The sequence below is a fragment of the Streptomyces violaceus genome (genome assembly GCF_036014075.1).
Taxonomy (GTDB): domain Bacteria; phylum Actinomycetota; class Actinomycetes; order Streptomycetales; family Streptomycetaceae; genus Streptomyces; species Streptomyces violaceus.
This window is the reverse complement of record NZ_CP107911.1, coordinates 957,168-973,421: the sequence shown is the minus strand read 5'-3', so window position 1 is coordinate 973,421 and position 16,254 is coordinate 957,168. Positions and strand designations below refer to the sequence as shown.

At 71.4% G+C, this 16,254-nt stretch carries 15 protein-coding genes; 10 read left to right on the top strand and 5 right to left on the bottom strand.

What is annotated here, in order from left to right; all coding sequences use genetic code 11:
• Positions 1-73: 73 nt before the first annotated feature.
• Both OG542_RS04540 and OG542_RS04535 read left to right on the top strand, forming a co-directional pair.
• Positions 74-1,417: a wax ester/triacylglycerol synthase family O-acyltransferase gene (locus OG542_RS04540; protein WP_328408412.1), complete on the top strand. Its 1,344-nt coding sequence runs from the start codon at positions 74-76 to the stop codon at positions 1,415-1,417.
• A gap of 102 nt (positions 1,418-1,519) precedes the next feature.
• The gene (locus OG542_RS04535; RefSeq protein WP_193477413.1) at positions 1,520-3,022 is read left to right on the top strand and encodes an SDR family NAD(P)-dependent oxidoreductase; all 1,503 of its coding nucleotides are present in this window, start codon (positions 1,520-1,522) and stop codon (positions 3,020-3,022) included.
• Positions 3,023-3,081: 59 nt separating this feature from the next.
• Here OG542_RS04535 and OG542_RS04530 read toward each other — a convergent pair whose 3' ends face one another.
• Together OG542_RS04530 and OG542_RS04525 are read right to left on the bottom strand one after the other, a co-directional pair.
• The gene (locus OG542_RS04530; RefSeq protein WP_328417764.1) at positions 3,082-3,882 is read right to left on the bottom strand and encodes an SDR family oxidoreductase; all 801 of its coding nucleotides are present in this window, start codon (positions 3,880-3,882) and stop codon (positions 3,082-3,084) included.
• Positions 3,883-3,910: 28 nt separating this feature from the next.
• Positions 3,911-4,360 carry a hypothetical protein gene (locus OG542_RS04525; protein WP_328408409.1) on the bottom strand — a complete coding sequence of 150 codons (450 nt, stop codon included), beginning with the start codon at positions 4,358-4,360 and terminating at the stop codon, positions 3,911-3,913.
• Positions 4,361-4,816: 456 nt separating this feature from the next.
• Here OG542_RS04525 and OG542_RS04520 point away from each other — a divergent pair, with 456 nt between their 5' ends.
• Both OG542_RS04520 and OG542_RS04515 read left to right on the top strand, forming a co-directional pair.
• The gene (locus tag OG542_RS04520; RefSeq protein ID WP_184587767.1) at positions 4,817-4,990 is read left to right on the top strand and encodes a hypothetical protein; all 174 of its coding nucleotides are present in this window, start codon (positions 4,817-4,819) and stop codon (positions 4,988-4,990) included.
• A gap of 57 nt (positions 4,991-5,047) precedes the next feature.
• On the top strand, positions 5,048-5,530 hold the full coding sequence (locus OG542_RS04515; protein WP_328408407.1) for a GNAT family N-acetyltransferase: 483 nt from the start codon (positions 5,048-5,050) through the stop codon (positions 5,528-5,530).
• A gap of 36 nt (positions 5,531-5,566) precedes the next feature.
• On the opposite strand, the gene OG542_RS04510 is transcribed toward OG542_RS04515, so the two are convergent.
• A complete protein-coding gene (locus OG542_RS04510; RefSeq protein ID WP_328408405.1) occupies positions 5,567-5,986 on the bottom strand; it encodes a VOC family protein in 420 nt (139 codons plus the stop codon).
• Between the two features lie 205 nt (positions 5,987-6,191).
• The gene (locus OG542_RS04505; RefSeq protein WP_328408403.1) at positions 6,192-7,535 is read right to left on the bottom strand and encodes an amidase; all 1,344 of its coding nucleotides are present in this window, start codon (positions 7,533-7,535) and stop codon (positions 6,192-6,194) included.
• Positions 7,536-7,780: 245 nt separating this feature from the next.
• Between OG542_RS04505 and OG542_RS04500 the strand changes: the two genes are divergently transcribed.
• The 3 genes from OG542_RS04500 (at position 7,781) to OG542_RS04490 (ending at position 11,774) form a co-directional block, all read left to right on the top strand.
• Positions 7,781-9,634, top strand: coding sequence for a family 20 glycosylhydrolase (locus OG542_RS04500; protein ID WP_328408401.1), 1,854 nt, complete (start codon positions 7,781-7,783; stop codon positions 9,632-9,634).
• Between the two features lie 12 nt (positions 9,635-9,646).
• A complete protein-coding gene (locus OG542_RS04495) occupies positions 9,647-11,185 on the top strand; it encodes an alpha-L-fucosidase (RefSeq protein WP_328408399.1) in 1,539 nt (512 codons plus the stop codon).
• Between the two features lie 115 nt (positions 11,186-11,300).
• Complete coding sequence (locus OG542_RS04490) at positions 11,301-11,774, top strand: carboxymuconolactone decarboxylase family protein (protein ID WP_311129018.1); 474 nt, start codon at positions 11,301-11,303, stop codon at positions 11,772-11,774.
• Here OG542_RS04490 and OG542_RS04485 read toward each other — a convergent pair.
• Entirely contained in the window at positions 11,762-12,502 is a 741-nt protein-coding gene (locus OG542_RS04485) for a FadR/GntR family transcriptional regulator (protein WP_328408396.1), read from the bottom strand. The two genes, OG542_RS04490 and OG542_RS04485, sit on opposite strands and share 13 nt — an antisense overlap.
• A gap of 166 nt (positions 12,503-12,668) precedes the next feature.
• Here OG542_RS04485 and OG542_RS04480 point away from each other — a divergent pair, with 166 nt between their 5' ends.
• The 3 genes from OG542_RS04480 to OG542_RS04470 are packed head-to-tail and all read left to right on the top strand — an operon-like array spanning position 12,669 to position 16,250.
• Positions 12,669-13,742, top strand: coding sequence for a sugar ABC transporter substrate-binding protein (locus tag OG542_RS04480; protein ID WP_328408394.1), 1,074 nt, complete (start codon positions 12,669-12,671; stop codon positions 13,740-13,742).
• Positions 13,739-15,229, top strand: coding sequence for a sugar ABC transporter ATP-binding protein (locus tag OG542_RS04475; protein WP_328408392.1), 1,491 nt, complete (start codon positions 13,739-13,741; stop codon positions 15,227-15,229). The genes OG542_RS04480 and OG542_RS04475 overlap by 4 nt, the downstream gene beginning before the upstream one ends.
• Positions 15,222-16,250 (top strand): ABC transporter permease, encoded by a 1,029-nt coding sequence (locus OG542_RS04470; RefSeq protein ID WP_328408390.1) that lies wholly within the window; start codon positions 15,222-15,224, stop codon positions 16,248-16,250. The genes OG542_RS04475 and OG542_RS04470 overlap by 8 nt, the downstream gene beginning before the upstream one ends.
• The last annotated feature ends 4 nt before the right edge of the window (positions 16,251-16,254 follow it).

Here is a 16,254-nt window from a genome sequence, read left to right as displayed (position 1 = left end):
TGATCGTACTTGACCGTAATCGGCTGGGGGCGATTGACTGCTGACCCACCCGTCGTCGACGCGAGGCAAGCCCTTGACTGCTGACCTGCTCGCTCCTCTCGACCTGGCGTTCTGGAACCTCGAGTCCGTCGAGCACCCGATGCACCTCGGGGCGCTCGGGATCTTCCCGGCCCACTCGCCGGCCGCGGGCGCCCACGCGGCCGACCTGCTCGCGGCCCGCGCCGCCGGCGTCCCCGGACTGCGGATGCGCATCCGCGACGTGTGGCAGCCGCTGCCCTCGGCGCTGCGCCGGCCGCTCGCCTTCGGTGGCGCGGCCCGGGAACCCGACCCGGACTTCGACTCCCAGCACCATGTGCGGCTGCATGCCCCGACCGCCGACTTCCACGCGGCGGCGGGCCGGCTCATGGGGCGCCCGCTGGAGCGCGGCCGGCCGCCCTGGGAGGCCCATGTGCTGCCGGGCGAGGACGGGGGCTCCTTCGCGGTGCTGTTCAAGTTCCACCACGCCCTGGCCGACGGGCTGCGGGCACTGACCCTCGCCGCGGGCCTCATGGACCCGATGGACATGCCGGCGCCACGGCCCCGCCCCGCCGCGCCCCCGCGCCCGCTGGTGCCGGACGTGCGCGATCTGCCCGGGCTGGTGCGCGGCGCCCTGTCCGACGTGTCCCGGGCCCTGGACATCGGCGCCTCCGTCGCCCGCTCCTCCCTCGACGTGCGCTCCACCCCCGCGCTCACCTGCGAGCCGAGCGGTACGCGCCGCACCGCCGGAGTGGTTCTCGACCTCGACGACGTGCACCGCGTCCGCAAGACCGTCGGCGGAACCGTCAACGACGTGCTGATCGCTGTCGTCGCGGGCGCCCTGCGCCGCTGGCTCGACGAGCGCGGCGACGGCAGCGAGGGCGTGGCGCCCCGTGCCCTGATCCCCGTCTCCAAGCGCCGCCCGCGCACTGCCTACCCGCAGGGCAACCGGCTCTCCGGTTACCTGATAAGGCTTCCGGCGGACGACCCGGACCCGCTGGCGCGCCTCGCCTCGGTCCGCACCGCCATGGACCGCAACAAGGACGCCGGCCCCAACCGGGGCGCGGGCGCCGTCGCCCTGCTCGCCGACCACGTCCCCGCCCTCGCCCACCGGCTCGGCGGACCCCTGGTCGGCCAGGCGGCCCGGCTCTGGTTCGACATCCTGGTGACCAGCGTGCCCCTGCCCAGCCTCGGCCTGAAACTCGGCGGCCACCCGCTCACCGCTGTGTTCCCCTTCGCCCCGCTGGCCCCTGGCCACTCCCTGGCGGTGGCGGTCTCGACGTACCGGGGCAGCGTCCACTACGGGCTCGTCGCCGACGCCGAGGCCGTCCCCGACCTCGACCGATTCGCCGCCGCCATCGAGGAGGAAGTGCAGACGCTGATCACGGCCTGCGAGTCCTGAGAGGCGCGGGTTTGGCGGTCCGGCCCGGCGCTCCGTAAAATTCGCCCTTCGAATGCGGGCGCGACCGGCGCGCCGCGAGCAGAGCAGGGAACGACAGCGGCGATGACGGTGACAGAGGACGGCCCGCAGGCCATGGACGAGGCGAGCGGGCTCTCGTACGGACCCGGCATCGACCCGGAGCGCTTGGCCGTCTGCCTCAGCGTGCTCGAGGAACTCGACAAGCTGGAGGTCGACCACCCGGACGCCATCGCCGTGCGCCGGGCCACCGCGGGCGTCTACCGCACGGTCAAGCAGCGCCGCCGCCAGGAGCGCCGGGCCGCCAAGACCGCCCACGACAAGGCGGTCACGGAGGCAACGGCGACCGGCTCGGCCCAGCGCATCGACGACGAGACCGAGGGCATCCTGCCGTCGTCGGCCACCGAGGCGGGCAAGATCGCGGGGATACTCCAGCGCCCGCGCTCCTGCTACACCTGCAAGGCCCGGTACGTGGAAGTCGACTACTTCTACCACCAGCTCTGTCCCGACTGCGCCGCCGTGAACCGCACCAAGCGCGATGTCCGCGCCGACCTGACCGGCAAGCGCGCCCTGCTCACCGGCGGCCGCGCCAAGATCGGCATGTACATCGCCCTCCGGCTGCTGCGCGACGGCGCGCACACCACGATCACCACGCGCTTCCCGAAGGACGCCATCCGCCGTTTCAAGGCGATGGACGACTCGGCGGACTGGATGCACCGCCTGGAGGTCGTCGGCATCGACCTGCGCGACCCGGCGCAGGCCGTGGCCCTCGCCGACCAGGTCGCCGACGCCGGCCCCCTCGACATCCTCGTCAACAACGCGACGCAGACCGTGCGCCGGCTGCCCTCCGCCTACGCCGCCCTGGTCGACGGCGAGAGCGCCCCGCTGCCCGCCGGGGAACTCCCTGCCCACCATGTCATCGGCGCGTTCAACTCCGGCGCGGTCGACGGCCTGGCCGCGCTGCCCCTCGGCACCAGCGGCCTCGACGCGCAGAAGGTCGCCGACCTCGCCCTGGTCGCGGGCAACGCCAGCGTGGCGCGGCACCTCGACGGCACCGCGATCGACGCGGGCGGTCTGGTCCCCGACGTCGTCGACTCCAACACCTGGGTGCAGACCATCGAGCAGATCTCCCCGGTGGAGCTGCTGGAGACCCAGCTGTGCAACTACACCGCGCCGTTCATCCTGATCAGCAAGCTGCGGCCGGCGATGGCCGAGGCCGCGAAGAAGGCGGCGAGCGGGCGGGCGTACGTCGTGAACGTCTCGGCGATGGAAGGGGTCTTCGGGCGCGGGTACAAGGGGGCGGGGCATCCCAACACGAACGCCGCCAAGGCCGCGATGAACATGGTCACGCGGACCAGTGGGCAGGAGATGTTCCAGGCCGACGGGATTCTGATGACCTCGGTCGACACGGGCTGGATCACGGATGAGCGGCCGCACTACGACAAGCTGCGGCTTGCCGAGGCCGGCTTCCATGCGCCGCTGGATCTGGTCGACGGCGCGGCTCGGGTGTACGACCCGATCGTGCGGGGTGAGGCGGGGGAGGATCTGTACGGGGTCTTTCTCAAGGACTACGCGCCGGGTAAGTGGTAGGCGGAGCCGGTGAGGCGTCTGCGGGTTGTGGGTGGCTGGTCGCGCAGTTCCCCGCGCCCCTAGGTAGGTCTGTGTAGCCGCAAGTGTTCGTGGACCGGGTACGTCGTTGCCGGTTGCGCTGACCGTACCCGCGTTCCCCCGTCCACCAGCAGGTCCGCCCCGGTCACCCACTCCGCCGCGTCCGACGCCAGCCACACCACCGCCCGTGCGACGTCCTCCGGCTCCCCGATCCGCCCCAGGGGCAGCCCGGCTGCCACCTCACGCTCGCCCGGTTCCCACACGAACCGGGCCATCTCGGTGCGAACCAGGCCGGGGGAGACGGAGTTCACCCGCACTCGGGGCCCCAGCTCACCCGCCAGCTGCTGGGTCAGATGCAGCAATGCCGCCTTGCTCGTGCCGTACGCGCCCACATTCGGGCCGACGTGTCCCGCGCCCTCCGTGCACACGTTGACCACCGTGCCGCCGTGTTCCGACATCCACGCCCGCCACGCGCACTGCACCAGCCGTAGCGGTGCCTCGACGTTGGCGGCGAAAGCCTCGCCCCAGGCTTCGGGGGCGACGTCCATGAGCGGCCCGTACGGCTGGTTGGTCGCCGCGTTGTTGACCAGGATGTCGAGGCGGCCGAACTCGCGCAGGGCCAGCTCGGTCAGGCGCCGGGGATGGCCGGGATCGGCGACACTGCCAGCGAGTCCGATGCCACCCAGCTCCTCGGCGGTGCGCCGTACCTCATCGGCGTCCCGCGCGGTCACGCACACCAGTGCTCCGGCGTTCACCAGATGCCGGGCGACGGCCAGCCCGATCCCGCGCGTCGCCCCCGTGATCACGGCGGCTCTGCCTGTCAGCCCGTACGACGACGACACCATCGGCGTACAGTCTCATGACGCGCCGTCAGTCAACAGCCCCGAGGCGGGAGTTGCGCGCCGCCAGGAGGTCCAGCACCGTGCGCCAGTCCTCCAGGACCCCGGCGTCGAACCCGGCCGTGCGCCCCTCCTCGGTCGCCTGGCGCAGGGTGACGAGGTCGTCGTCGACGGCGGCGTCCCGGCGGGGGCACCGGCGTACGAGGCGGGAGACCCGCTCGCCGAGCAGGGCGCGCACCGCGTAGGCCGCGTGGTCGGCGCGGGCGGCCGGATCGCCGGGCCACAGCAGCCCGCCGACGGGCTGCACTAGCCCCGCCACTTGGAGCTCCTTGTCGGCCGGGCGGCCGCGGCGCAGCAGTGCGGCGGTCCGCAGCGCGTGGTCGTGGAGGTCGACCGGCGGGCGGTCGCGGTCCGGGGCGTCCCTGGTGCCCCGGCAGGTGTACAGCAGATCCATCAGCTCCTCGACGCTGCGCAGCTCCATGCGTCAGTCCTCCTGCGAGACAGCCGTTGCCGTGCGGCAGCAGATCATGGCGAGCTTTCGACTCAGCCAACGGCACTTGAACTGCGCAACCGTGTCGAAAGCGTCTACGCCCTTGTACGCCGTTCGGGTGGTACTCAAAACGCCTGTAAGTGCATAAATCGGCGTCTAAACCTGAGTTGAACACCAGATGACGCGCGATTGTTACCGCTCGTTTTCAGCCCCATCGAGCGGGGGCCCGCTCATTTGGTTAATCTGGTCCGGACGGACAGCAGTACGGGGTCCTACCCACACCCACGGTCCGTCATGGGACACGCCGGTTCACCACCGCCTGCTCTCCCGTGAGTCGACCGGCGCCACCGCGTCCGAACTGCTTTTGACATCAGACCCGAGCGGGCGTCAGGCGCAGCAGGACCAGCGCGTGCGTCCCGAGGGTGACCGACACATAAGGAGTGCGCGGTGACACCGGAGAAGACGAATCGAGATCAGCGCCCCAAGGAACGCAGCGAGCGCGCCGGCCGGCGGGCCGACGAGCTCGGCAGCCTTGACGTGTGGGCCCGGTCGGCCCCGATCCGCCTCGCGGGCTACGAGGAGGACCTCGCAGAGCCCCACATCCTGCCCAGCGTCGACTGACCACGGGCGCACCCCCTCCACGTTCGCCGAGCGCATGGCTGTGCCAGACTCACGGCCATGCTGATCAGGGAAGCAACGGCTGACGACTGGCCACGTATCTGGCCGTTCTGGCACCACATCGTCGCCGCGGGCGAGACCTACGCATGGGACCCGGGTACCTCCGAGGAGGAGGCCCGGGTCCTGTGGATGAATCCGGCGAAACGGGTCTATGTCGTCGAGGACGACAGCGGCAGTGTCGTCGCCTCCGCCTATCTCACCCCCAACTACGGTGGACCCGCCGCCCGTATCGCCAATGCCGGCTTCATGGTCGACCCCGGCCAGGGCGGCCGTGGCTACGGCCGTGCCCTCGCCGAACACCTCCTGACCGAAGCCAGGGCCGCCGGTTACCGGGGCATGGTGTTCAACGCCGTCGTCGAGACCAACCCGGCCGTGAAGCTGTGGAGCTCCCTCGGCTTCACGATCCTCGGCACGGTGCCGGAGGCGTTCGACCATCCCCGCGACGGCCGGGTGGGGCTGCACATCATGTACCGGGCGCTCTAGAGATCCCGAGCAGGCGTCGGCACCCCCGGTCGGCCGTCAGGGACGGACGTACGGCCGGGTCATGATCTCCATGTTGTGGCCGTCCGGGTCACCGAAGTAGGCGCCGCGTCCGCCGAAGAGGTCATTGACGCGGCCGGGTTCGGTGTGGCGGGGGTCGGCGTAGTAGGTGACCCCGAGCGCCTCAAGCCGGCCGATCATGGCGTCGAACCGCTCCTCCGGCACGAGGAAGGCGTAGTGCTGGGCCTGGATCGGCTCGTCGCGCTTCTCGTAGTAGTCGAGGGTCACGCCGTTGCCCAGGTCGACCGGCAGGAACGGCCCGAAGGGCGCTCCGACCTCCAGGCCCAGGACGGCCGCCAGGAAATCCGCCGACAGTCGGCGGTCCGAGGCGAAGACGACGGTGTGGTTGAGGTGGGCGCCGGTGGTCGGCAGGTCGGGCGTGTGCTGTGCGTGGGACATGAGTGGGTTCGTCTCCGGTTTCGGAATCCGTGGTGAAGCGCCGCAGGGGCGCGGGGTACGGGAAAACGGAGGCGAGAGGCGGGGCTCGTGCTCTCTCCGGCTCTCGGACTGGCCCGGGCGGGGTCACCCCCGCCGCGCTCACGCCGAGGCCGGGCGCCTCACTCGTGCATGGCCTACGGCCGACCCGGCAGTCACCCGGCCGACTCTAGTTCACCGGCGCCGTACGCCGCCACGGGATTCTCTCCTCCAACTGCTCGGCCAGGGAAAGGAGTCGGGACTCCATGCCGGGTCGTCCCACCAGCTGCACGGCACAGGGGGCGCCGGAGGGGAGGCTTCCGCAGGGGACGGACATGGCGGGCCAGCCGGTCAGGTTCCATGCGGGCGTCAGCGGCGAGTAGTTCGTGTTCGCCAGCACGTTGCGCAGCCAGCCCCGCTCGTGCCATGGCGCGGCCTTCGGGGAGCGGCGGGCGAGAGCGGGGGTGAGCAGCACGTCGTACTCGGCGAAGAAGGGCTCCAGCCGCCGGCGCAGTTGTTCCCGGCTCGCCCCGGAGCGTGCCGTGCCCACGAAGGGCCGGCCGAGGGCGGCGTGGACCCGGGTGCGGCGTGTGAGCAGGCGCCGGTCGAGGTGCTGGGCGTCCGCGGCCGTGCCCGCGGTCCAGTGGACCAGTGAGGTCAGGGCGAGCGACATCGGGTAGGGCGGGTCGGCGCGCCGGACCTGATGGCCCGCCTTCATCAGCGCCTCGGCCGCCTCCCGGGCGGCTGTCGTGTACGGCCGGCTGACGGTGACCCCGGCCAGCGGGCTGCGCAGCGACACGGCGACCCGGAGGGCGCTCGGCTCGGACCGGGGTTCAGGCCCGGTGCCGGCGAGGACCGAGAGCATCAGACGGGCGTCCTCGACGGTCGTGGCGAGCGGCCCGTTCTCCGACATGCCGAACCAGTCGCTGTCCCCGTCGCCCGTCGGGACCACCCCGTGTCCCGGCTTGATGGTGACGAGGCCGCAGTTGGCGGCCGGTATGCGCAGTGAGCCCATGCCGTCGTTGCCGAGGGCGATCGGCACCATCCCGGCGGCGACCGCGGCGGCACTGCCGCCCGAAGAACCGCCCGCCGATCGCGCCGGATCCCAGGGGTTGCGGGAGGTGCCCAGCACGCCGTCCGTCGTGCCGAAGACACACAGTTCGGGGACGTTCGTCAGCCCGACCACCACCGCGCCCGCCGCCCGCAGCCGGGCCACCGTCACATGGTCCTCGTCCGCGGGGGTGTCGGATGTCGCGGCCGAGCCGACGCGCCGGGGCTCGCCGCGCACCGTGAGGTTGTCCTTGACGGCCACGGGCACCCCGGCCAGGGGCAGATCGGCGAGGTCGCCGCGCGCGGCCACCTCCTCGGCCTCGGCCAGCGCCGCCTCGGCACGCACCGTGCGGAAGGCCCCGACACGGCCGTCGAACCGCTCGATCCGGCGGAGATGCTCGGCGACCACCTCGCGAGGGGTGACCCGCTTCTCGCGGACGGCGGCGGATATCTCGGCGGCGGTGCGGCCGGCCCAACTGGTCACAAAAACTCCTCGGAAGGGATCGGAGGGGATCGGAAGGGAGACGGACGGGCTTACTGGCGAGTACGTAGGGAGAACTGTGCACCGGCGGGGGGCGCACGTCGAGGTCACCGGCCGGACAACGCCCATCGGTACGCCCCATGCACCCCCGGACATCCGATCAATAGCTCAACTTTCACGCCTGCACGCCCCATTGACAGCCGTCGGCGCCAGCTCAATGATCAGACCTCCGATGAATGGGGAGCCGTATGACGGAGCGCAGAAGACGTCGGCACTGGTGGCCCGGAGTCCTGACGGCACTGGCGCTGCTCGTCACGGCGGCACCGGGGACACCCGCGGTCGCGCGCGAAGAGCAGCGGACACCGGTCACCGTGCCCGCACTCACCGACTGGTCCCCGGAATCCGGGAGTTACGCCTACGGCCGGGACACCAGGCTGGTGGCCCGCACCGGAGCCGAGCGCCGGGTCGCCGGCACCCTCGCCGCCGACCTCCGGGCGGCGGGTCACGGCACGGTCCCCGTCGTGGGCGGCGGAGCCCGGGCCGGTGACATCGTCATCGACATCGAGCCCGGCAGATCCTCGCTCGGACCGGAGGGATACGGACTCCACGCGGGCCGGAGGCTGTCGGTGACCGGCGCGACCGAGACCGGCGCCTTCTACGGCACCCGGACCCTCCTTCAGCTCCTCGCCCAGGGCGACCGGGTCCCCGCCGGACGCACCGTCGACGTGCCGCGCTACGAGGAACGGGGCGTCGGCGTCTGCGCCTGCTACGTCCATGTCTCGCTGCCCTGGCTGGAGAACCTGGTGCGCGAGATGGCGTACCACAAGCTCAACCAGCTGCTCCTCGAGCTGAAGGTGAAGAGCGACGCCCACCCCGAGGCCAACACCTGGGGCTACTACACCAAGGACGAGATCCGACGGCTGGTCGCGCTCGGCGAGAAGTACCACGTCGAGATCATTCCCGAGATCAACTCCCCGGGTCACATGGACCCGTGGATCGAGAACCGCCCCGACCTCCAGCTCACCGACACGGACGGCGACAAGCAGCCGTCCCGGCTGGACATCACGCGGCCCGAGTCCTTCGCCTACTACACGAGCCTGATGGACGAGTACGCCGAGGTCTTCCCCGGCCGGGACTGGCACATGGGCGCCGACGAGTACATGCTCGGCTCCGACTTCGCCAAGTACCCGCACGTCCTGGAGTACGCGCGGGAGAGATACGGCCCGAACGCCACACCCCAGGACGCGTTCGTGGACTTCGTCAACCGCGTCCACGCCCACGTGGTGTCCAAGGGCAAGCGGCTGCGCATCTGGAACGACGGGCTCACCGGAGCCAACACCGTGCCGGTCGCCGCCGGTACGACGGTCGAGCACTGGCTGAACGTGGCGGTCAAGCCGAGCCAGCTCATCGCCCAGGGCTACCCCTTGATGAACGCGGCGTACGCGCTCTACCTCGTCCGCGGCGGCTTCCACACCGACACCGGGGCGCTGTACGACCAGAGCTGGGACCCGCGCGGCTTCGAGGGCGAGAAACTCGCCTCCAGCGACGGCGTCACCGGCGCGAAGATCAGCCTCTGGCCCGACAACGGCCGCGGGGAGACCGAGAACGAGGTCGCCGTCGCCCTGTGGCCCGCCCTGCGGCACATCGCACAGGCCACCTGGGGCGACCCGCATCCCGACGCCACGTACGACGGGTTCACCGCGCGCGGTACGGCCGTGGGCCACGCGCCCGGGTGGCGGGACCTGACCCGGGTGCCGGTCGCGAACGGGACGTACACGTTCCGGACGTCCGGCCGGTCGTTCGCCGCCGCCGTCCGGCGCACGGCTGACGGCTACGTCACCCTGCGGACCCAGGACGGCTGCCTGGAGGTGCGGGGCGGGAAGCTCACCCTCAACGTGCCCCTCCAGCCGGGCGTCGAGGTGACGCCGCAGGCTTGCGACCCCGCCGGCACCCTCCAGCGCTGGGCGCTGGAGCCGGCCGGTGGAGGCGGCTACCGGCTCGTCAACGCCATCACCCGGATGACGGTGAGCGTGACGGACGGCAGCCGGCTCGCGCAGTACCCGCCCGATCAGCGCACCCCCGCCGTCTGGCATCTGACCTGAGGAGTCGTCGCCATGGCCGTGTCCCGACGCGTGTTCGTCGCTTCAGCCGCCGTCCTCGCCGCGACCGCCGGCGTGACGGCACCCGCACTGGCAGCCCCGCCGGACCCCGGTCGCAGCCGCATCCCCGTCGGTCCCGACGACACCCCGGAGGACCTGGTCCGCAAGGCCTCCCAGGTACGCCCCACCGCAGGGCAGATCGCCTGGCAGCGCCTGGAGCGCACCGCCTTTCTGCACTTCGGCGTGAACACCTTCACCGGCCTCGAATGGGGCACCGGCGACGAGGACCCGGACCTCTTCCAGCCGGCCGGCCTCGACACCGACCAGTGGGCCCGCGCCCTGCGCGACGGCGGCTTCGAGCTGGCCATCCTCACCGTCAAGCACCACGACGGCCTCGTCCTCTACCCCTCCCGCTACACCGCCCACACGGTGGCGTCGAGCAGCTGGCGCGACGGCCGGGGCGACGTCCTGCGCGACTTCGCCGACTCCATGCGGCGGCACGGCCTCAAGGTCGGCGTGTACATCTCGCCCGCCGACGAGAACCAGTACCTGCACGGCGCGTACGCCAACGGCAGCGCCCGAGCCGACCGCACCATCCCCACCCTCGCCGACGGCGACGACCGCACCCCGCCCCGCTCCTACACGCTCCCCGCCACCGACTACGGTGCCCACATGCTCAACCAGCTCTACGAGGTGCTCACCGAGTACGGCCCGGTCGACGAGGTGTGGTTCGACGGAGCCCAGGGGCACATCCCGGGGGACAAGGTCGAGAAGTACGACTGGGACAGCTGGTACACCCTCGTACGGTCCCTCGCCCCGGACGCCGCCATCGCCGTGACCGGGCCGGACGTCCGCTGGGTCGGCAACGAGGGCGGACTGGCCCGCGAGGACGAGTGGAGCGTCGTACCCGTCCAGGAGAAGGACTACGGGCGGACCGACTACGCCCTCTCCTACGACGCCCCCGACATGGGCAGCCGGGACGCGCTGGCCGCGGCCGGGCCGGTCGCCGACTACCTTCAGTGGTGGCCCGCCGAGTGCGACGTGTCGATCCGGGACGGCTGGTTCTACCACGCCGACCAGCAGCCCAAGAGCGTCGAGCGGTTGACGGACATCTACTTCCGGTCCGTCGGCCGGAACTCGGTGCTGCTCCTCAACATCCCGCCGGACACCGACGGGTTGCTGCCCGCCGCCGATGTCACACGCCTGCGGGAGTTCCGCGAGCGGATCGACCGCGAACTGCCCGAGGACTTGGCCCACGGTGCCCGGGCCAGCACCTCACCGGGCCGGGTCACCGTCGACCTCGGCCGGGAGCGGGAGGTGGACCGGGTCCGGCTGGCGGAGGACATCCGGTATGGCCAGCAGGTGGAGAGTTTCGTGGTGGAGGCGTACCGCGACGGCGGCTGGAGGGAGGTGGCCCGGGCGGGGGGCATCGGAGCGAGCCGGATCCTGCTGCTGGCCGGCGCCGTGCGGGCCCGGCGGTGGCGGGTGCGGGTGACCGGGGCGCGAGGGGCCGTGCGGATCGCGGAGTTCGGACTGTACCGGTCCCGGGTCTGACGGATCAGGGCGGTCGGGGCGGCGGGAGACGTACGTCACATTCATCCATGTCACATAGCTGCCGGGCCGCTGACTCATAGGGGTGTACGCATCGACAACGACAGAGGAGCTCACCATGAGCGCACGTCTGGACGTCTTCGCCCTCCCCGGCGCCGGCAAGGTCATCAAGCAGTTCAGCGCCCTGGGGCGGGCGGTCGTGGAGTCACCGCTGCCGGCTGTCACCCGGGAACTGGTCTCGCTCCGCGTGAGCCAGATCAACGGGTGCGCGGTCTGCATCGACATGCACACCAAGGAGGCGACCGCCGCGGGCGAGAGCTCCGTCCGACTCCATCTGGTCGCGGCCTGGCGGGAGGCCACGGTGTTCACCGAGGCCGAGCGGGCCGCGCTGGAAGTGGCGGAGCAGGGGACCCGTATCGCGGACGGGGCCGGCGGTGTCCCGGACGAGGTCTGGGAGCGGGCCGCCAAGCACTATGACGAGGAGCAGCTCGCCGCCCTCGTGACCCTGATCGGCTTCATGAACACCGCCAACCGGCTGAACGTCATGCTCGAGCAGCCGGCGGGCGACTATCAGGCCGGTCAGTTCAAGTAGCGGCGGAGCGCCGGGCCCTGGGACTGTCCTAGGGCCTGTGCCCGCAGCCACTCCTCCACCTCGCCCACGTGCGCGGCCGCCGCCGCGCGGGCCGCCTCCGGGTCGTGGGCGGCCAGGGCACGGTGGATCGCGGCGTGCTCGCGGCGGGTGCGTTCGAAGGCTCCCTCTTCCTGGTAGCCGCGCCAGACGCGGGCGCGGAAAGTCCGCGAGGACAGGCCCTCCAGGATCGCGGCCATGGTCTCGTTGCCCGCCGCCGCCGCGATCTCCCGGTGGAAGGCCAGGTCGTGGGCGAGGATCTCCTCCGGATCGTCCGTGGCGTTCATCGCCGCCAGATGCTTCTCGACCTCGGCCAGCTGGTCGTCGCTGATCCGGGCGGCGGCCAGTGCGGTCGCCGTCGACTCCAGGATCCGCCGGATCTCCAGCAGCTCGACCAGACGCGGGCCGCGCGACAGGTCCGCCACGACGCCGAAAGTCTCCAGCAGGTCCCCGGCCTCCAGCTGCGTGACGTAGATGCCCGACCCGTGCCGGGCCTCCAGCACGCCCAGCACCGTGAGCGCGCGGATCGCCTCCCGCATCGAGCTGCGGGACATGCCGAGCTGGGCGGCCAGGTCACGCTCGGTCGGCAGCCGCTGGCCCGGCTCCAGCCGGCCCTCGCCGATCATCGCCTTGATCCGCTCGATGGCGCGCTGCGTCACGGTGCCCTTCTGCGGGGCGGTCTCGTCGTCCACGCCGTTCCTCCGATCACAGGCTCCGGCGCAGTCTAACCAGCGAGGTGGTCGGACCACTATGAGCCCGGGGCGGGAAAATGTGCCGTCGCAGGGTGTTCCGGCGGGGGAGTGGTCTGATAAGTATGCGGGCATCTGCTCGAACACCGGTCGATGGGAGCCCCCTGAGATGCCCGGAAGCACAGTGCGGAAGCGGAACAGATCCCGGATAGTCGGTGCGGTGGCTCTGGCCGCCGGTGCCTCACTGGTGCTCGCCGCGTGCGGCAGCACCAAGGACACCGGCGCCTCCGGTGCCGGCGGCGGCGACGGCAGCGGCAAGGTCGGGGTCGTCCTGCCCCTGCTGACCTCGCCGTTCTGGCAGTCGTACAACGACTACGTGCCCAGGATGGCGAAGTCCGAGGGCGTGGACGCGATGAAGACCGTCAACTCCAACAGCGACCCCTCGCAGCAGATCACCGACATCAACAACCAGCTCAACCAGGGCGTCGAGGGCCTGGTCGTCGCCCCGCTGGACAGCGCCGCCATCGAGGCGGGCCTCGACCAGGCCGAGCGCAAGGGCGTGCCCGTCGTCGCCGTGGACGTGGCGCCCGACAAGGGCAAGGTCGCGATGGTGGTCCGCGCGAACAACGTGGCGTACGGCGAGAAGGCCTGCCAGTACCTCGGCGAGCACATCACCTCCGGCAAGGTCGTGCAGATCATGGGCGACCTCGCCTCGGTCAACGGCCGTGACCGCTCCGAGGCGTTCCGCGCCTGCGTGAAGAAGAACTTCCCGAAGCTCAAGGTCCTGGAGATCCCCGCCAAGTGGGAGTCCGACGCGGCGGCCTCCAAACTCGACACCCTCCTCAACGCCAACCCCGACATCAAGGGCATCTACATGCAGGCGGGCGGCGTCTACCTCGCGCCCACCCTCCAGACCCTCAAGTCCAAGGGCATGCTGAAGAAGGCCGGGCAGTCGGGCCACATCACCATCGTCTCGAACGACGGCATCCCGCAGGAGTTCGACGCGATCCGCAAGGGCGAGATCGACGCGACCGTCTCCCAGCCCGCCGACGCCTACGCCAAGTACGGCATGTACTACATCAAGGCGGCGATGCAGGGGAAGACGTTCAAGCCCGGCCCGACCGACCACGACTCGACCATCGTCAAGCTGCCCAGCGGCATCCTGGAGGACCAGCTGCCCGCGCCGCTGGTCACGAAGGACAACGTCGACGACCCCAAGCTCTGGGGCAACACGGTCAAATGAGCAGCCCACTGGTTGAAGCGCGGGGCGTCGTCAAGCGGTACGGCCCCACCACCGCCCTCGCCGACGGCCGGCTCTCCGTCCTGCCGGGCGAGTCCCACGCCCTCGTCGGACGCAACGGCGCCGGCAAGTCGACCCTGGTCAGGATCCTCACCGGCCTGGAAGCCCCCGACGAGGGCACCGTCCGCTTCGACGGCGACCCCGCGCCCCCACTCACCGACCGGGACGCCTGGCGCCGCAAGGTCGCCTGCGTCTACCAGCACCCGACGGTCGTCCCCGAACTGACCGTCGCCGAGAACCTGTTCATCAACCGGCAGCCGCTGCGGCGCGGGTTCATCAGCTGGCGCCGCCTGAAGGCCGAGGCGGCACGGCTCCTCGGCACCTGGGACGTGCGCGTCGACCCGGATGCGCGCACGGCCGATCTCAAGGTCGAGGACCGGCAGATGGTGGAGATCGCCCGGGCGCTGAGCTTCGGCGCCCGCTTCATCATCCTCGACGAACCCACCGCACAGCTCGACAACCGGGAGATCGAGCGGCTGTTCACACGCATGCGCGCCCTGCAGGACTCGGGCGTCACCTTCCTGTTCATCTCGCACCACCTTCAAGAGGTCTACGAGGTCTGCCAGACCGTCACGGTCCTGCGCGACGCCCGCTGGATCACCACGGCGCCGGTCGCCGACCTTCCCCGCCAGGCCCTGGTGGAGGCCATGGCGGGGGAGACGATCGCCGAACAGACCGAGCGGCAACGGACCCTCGGGGCATCGGGCCCCGTCCTGCTCGACGTCCGCGGCCTCACCTCGGCCGCGTACGAGGACGTCGGCCTCACCGTCCGGCGCGGCGAGGTCGTCGGACTCGCCGGATCGAGCGCCAGCGGCAAGATCGAGCTCGCCGAGTCCTTCACGGGCCTGCACACCCCCACGAGCGGGACGGCCCGGCTGGACGGAGAGCCGCTGCCGTTCGGCGATGTCCGCAAGGCTCTGGAGGCCGGCGTCGGCTTCGTGCCCCGGGACCGGCACGAGCAGGGCCTGGTCTTCGGCATGTCCATCGGCGACAACGCCACCCTCAGCGTCCTGGACCGGCTCGGCCGCCACGGCTTCGTCGGCACCGACCGCAGACGCGGTGTCGCCACCGCGCTGATCGAACGCCTCGACATCCACGCGGCGGGCCCCGAGCAGCCCGTCTCCGACCTGTCCGGCGGCAACGCGCAGAAGGTCGTCATGGCCCGGGCCCTCGCCTCAGAGCCGCGGCTCCTGGTCCTCGTCAACCCGACCGCGGGCGTCGACGTGAAGTCCAAGGAGTCCCTGCTCGCCCGTGTCGACACCGCCCGCGAGGACGGCACCGCCGTACTCGTCGTCTCCGACGAACTCGACGACCTCAGGCGCTGCGACCGGGTCCTCGTCCTCTTCCACGGCCGTGTCGTCGCCGAGCACCCGGCGGGCTGGCGCGACCACGAGCTCATCGCCTCCATCGAAGGAGTGGACCATGGCTGACACCAAGGCGGCCCCGCCGCTCGCGCCCGCGCGAGCCACCGACCCGCGCGCCGCCAAGGCCGTCCTCCTCCGCCGGGCCCGCGAACTCGCCCTCGTCCCCGCCCTGTTGCTGCTCCTGGTCCTCGGTGCCGTCGTCAACGACTCGTTCCTCACCGAGCGCAACATCGTCTCCATCCTCGGTGCCTCCGCCGCCCTCGCGATGGTCGTGCTCGCCGAGTCGCTCGTCCTGATCACCGGCAAGTTCGACCTGTCCCTGGAATCGGTCGTCGGTATCGCGCCCGCAGTGGGCGCGCTGCTCGTCCTGCCCGCGGCCCAGTCCGGCTGGGGCACCGAACTCCCCGCCGCCCTCGCCCTGGTGGCGATCCTCGTAGCGGGTGCGGCCGTCGGCGCCTTCAACGGCGTCCTGGTCGTGAAGTTCAAGCTCAACGCGTTCATCGTGACGCTGGCGATGCTGATCGTGCTGCGCGGCCTGCTGGTCGGCGCGACCAAGGGCAAGACGCTGTTCGGGATGCCCGACAGCTTCTACGCGCTGGCGACGACCACCTTCCTCACCGTCCCGCTGTCGGTGTGGCTCGCCGCGATCGCCTTCGCGGTCGCCGGGCTGGTCCTGAAGTACCACCGGGTCGGGCGGGCTCTGTACGCCATCGGCGGCAACGCGGACGCGGCCCGGGCGGCGGGCATCCGGGTGGAGCGCGTCATGCTCGGCGTGTTCGTCGTCGCGGGCGTCCTCGCCGCGGTCGGCGGCATCATGCAGACCGGATACGTCGGCGCGATCAGCGCCAACCAGGGCCAGAACATGATCTTCACGGTGTTCGCGGCCGCGGTGATCGGCGGCATCGCCCTCGACGGCGGCAAGGGCACCATGTTCGGCGCCCTGACCGGCGTACTCCTTCTGGGCGTCGTGCAGAACCTGCTCACCCTCGCGCAGGTGCCGTCGTTCTGGATCCAGGCCATCTACGGCGGGATCATCCTGGTCGCCCTCATGATCGCCCGGGTCACCACCGGCCGGGCCCAGGACTGACGCC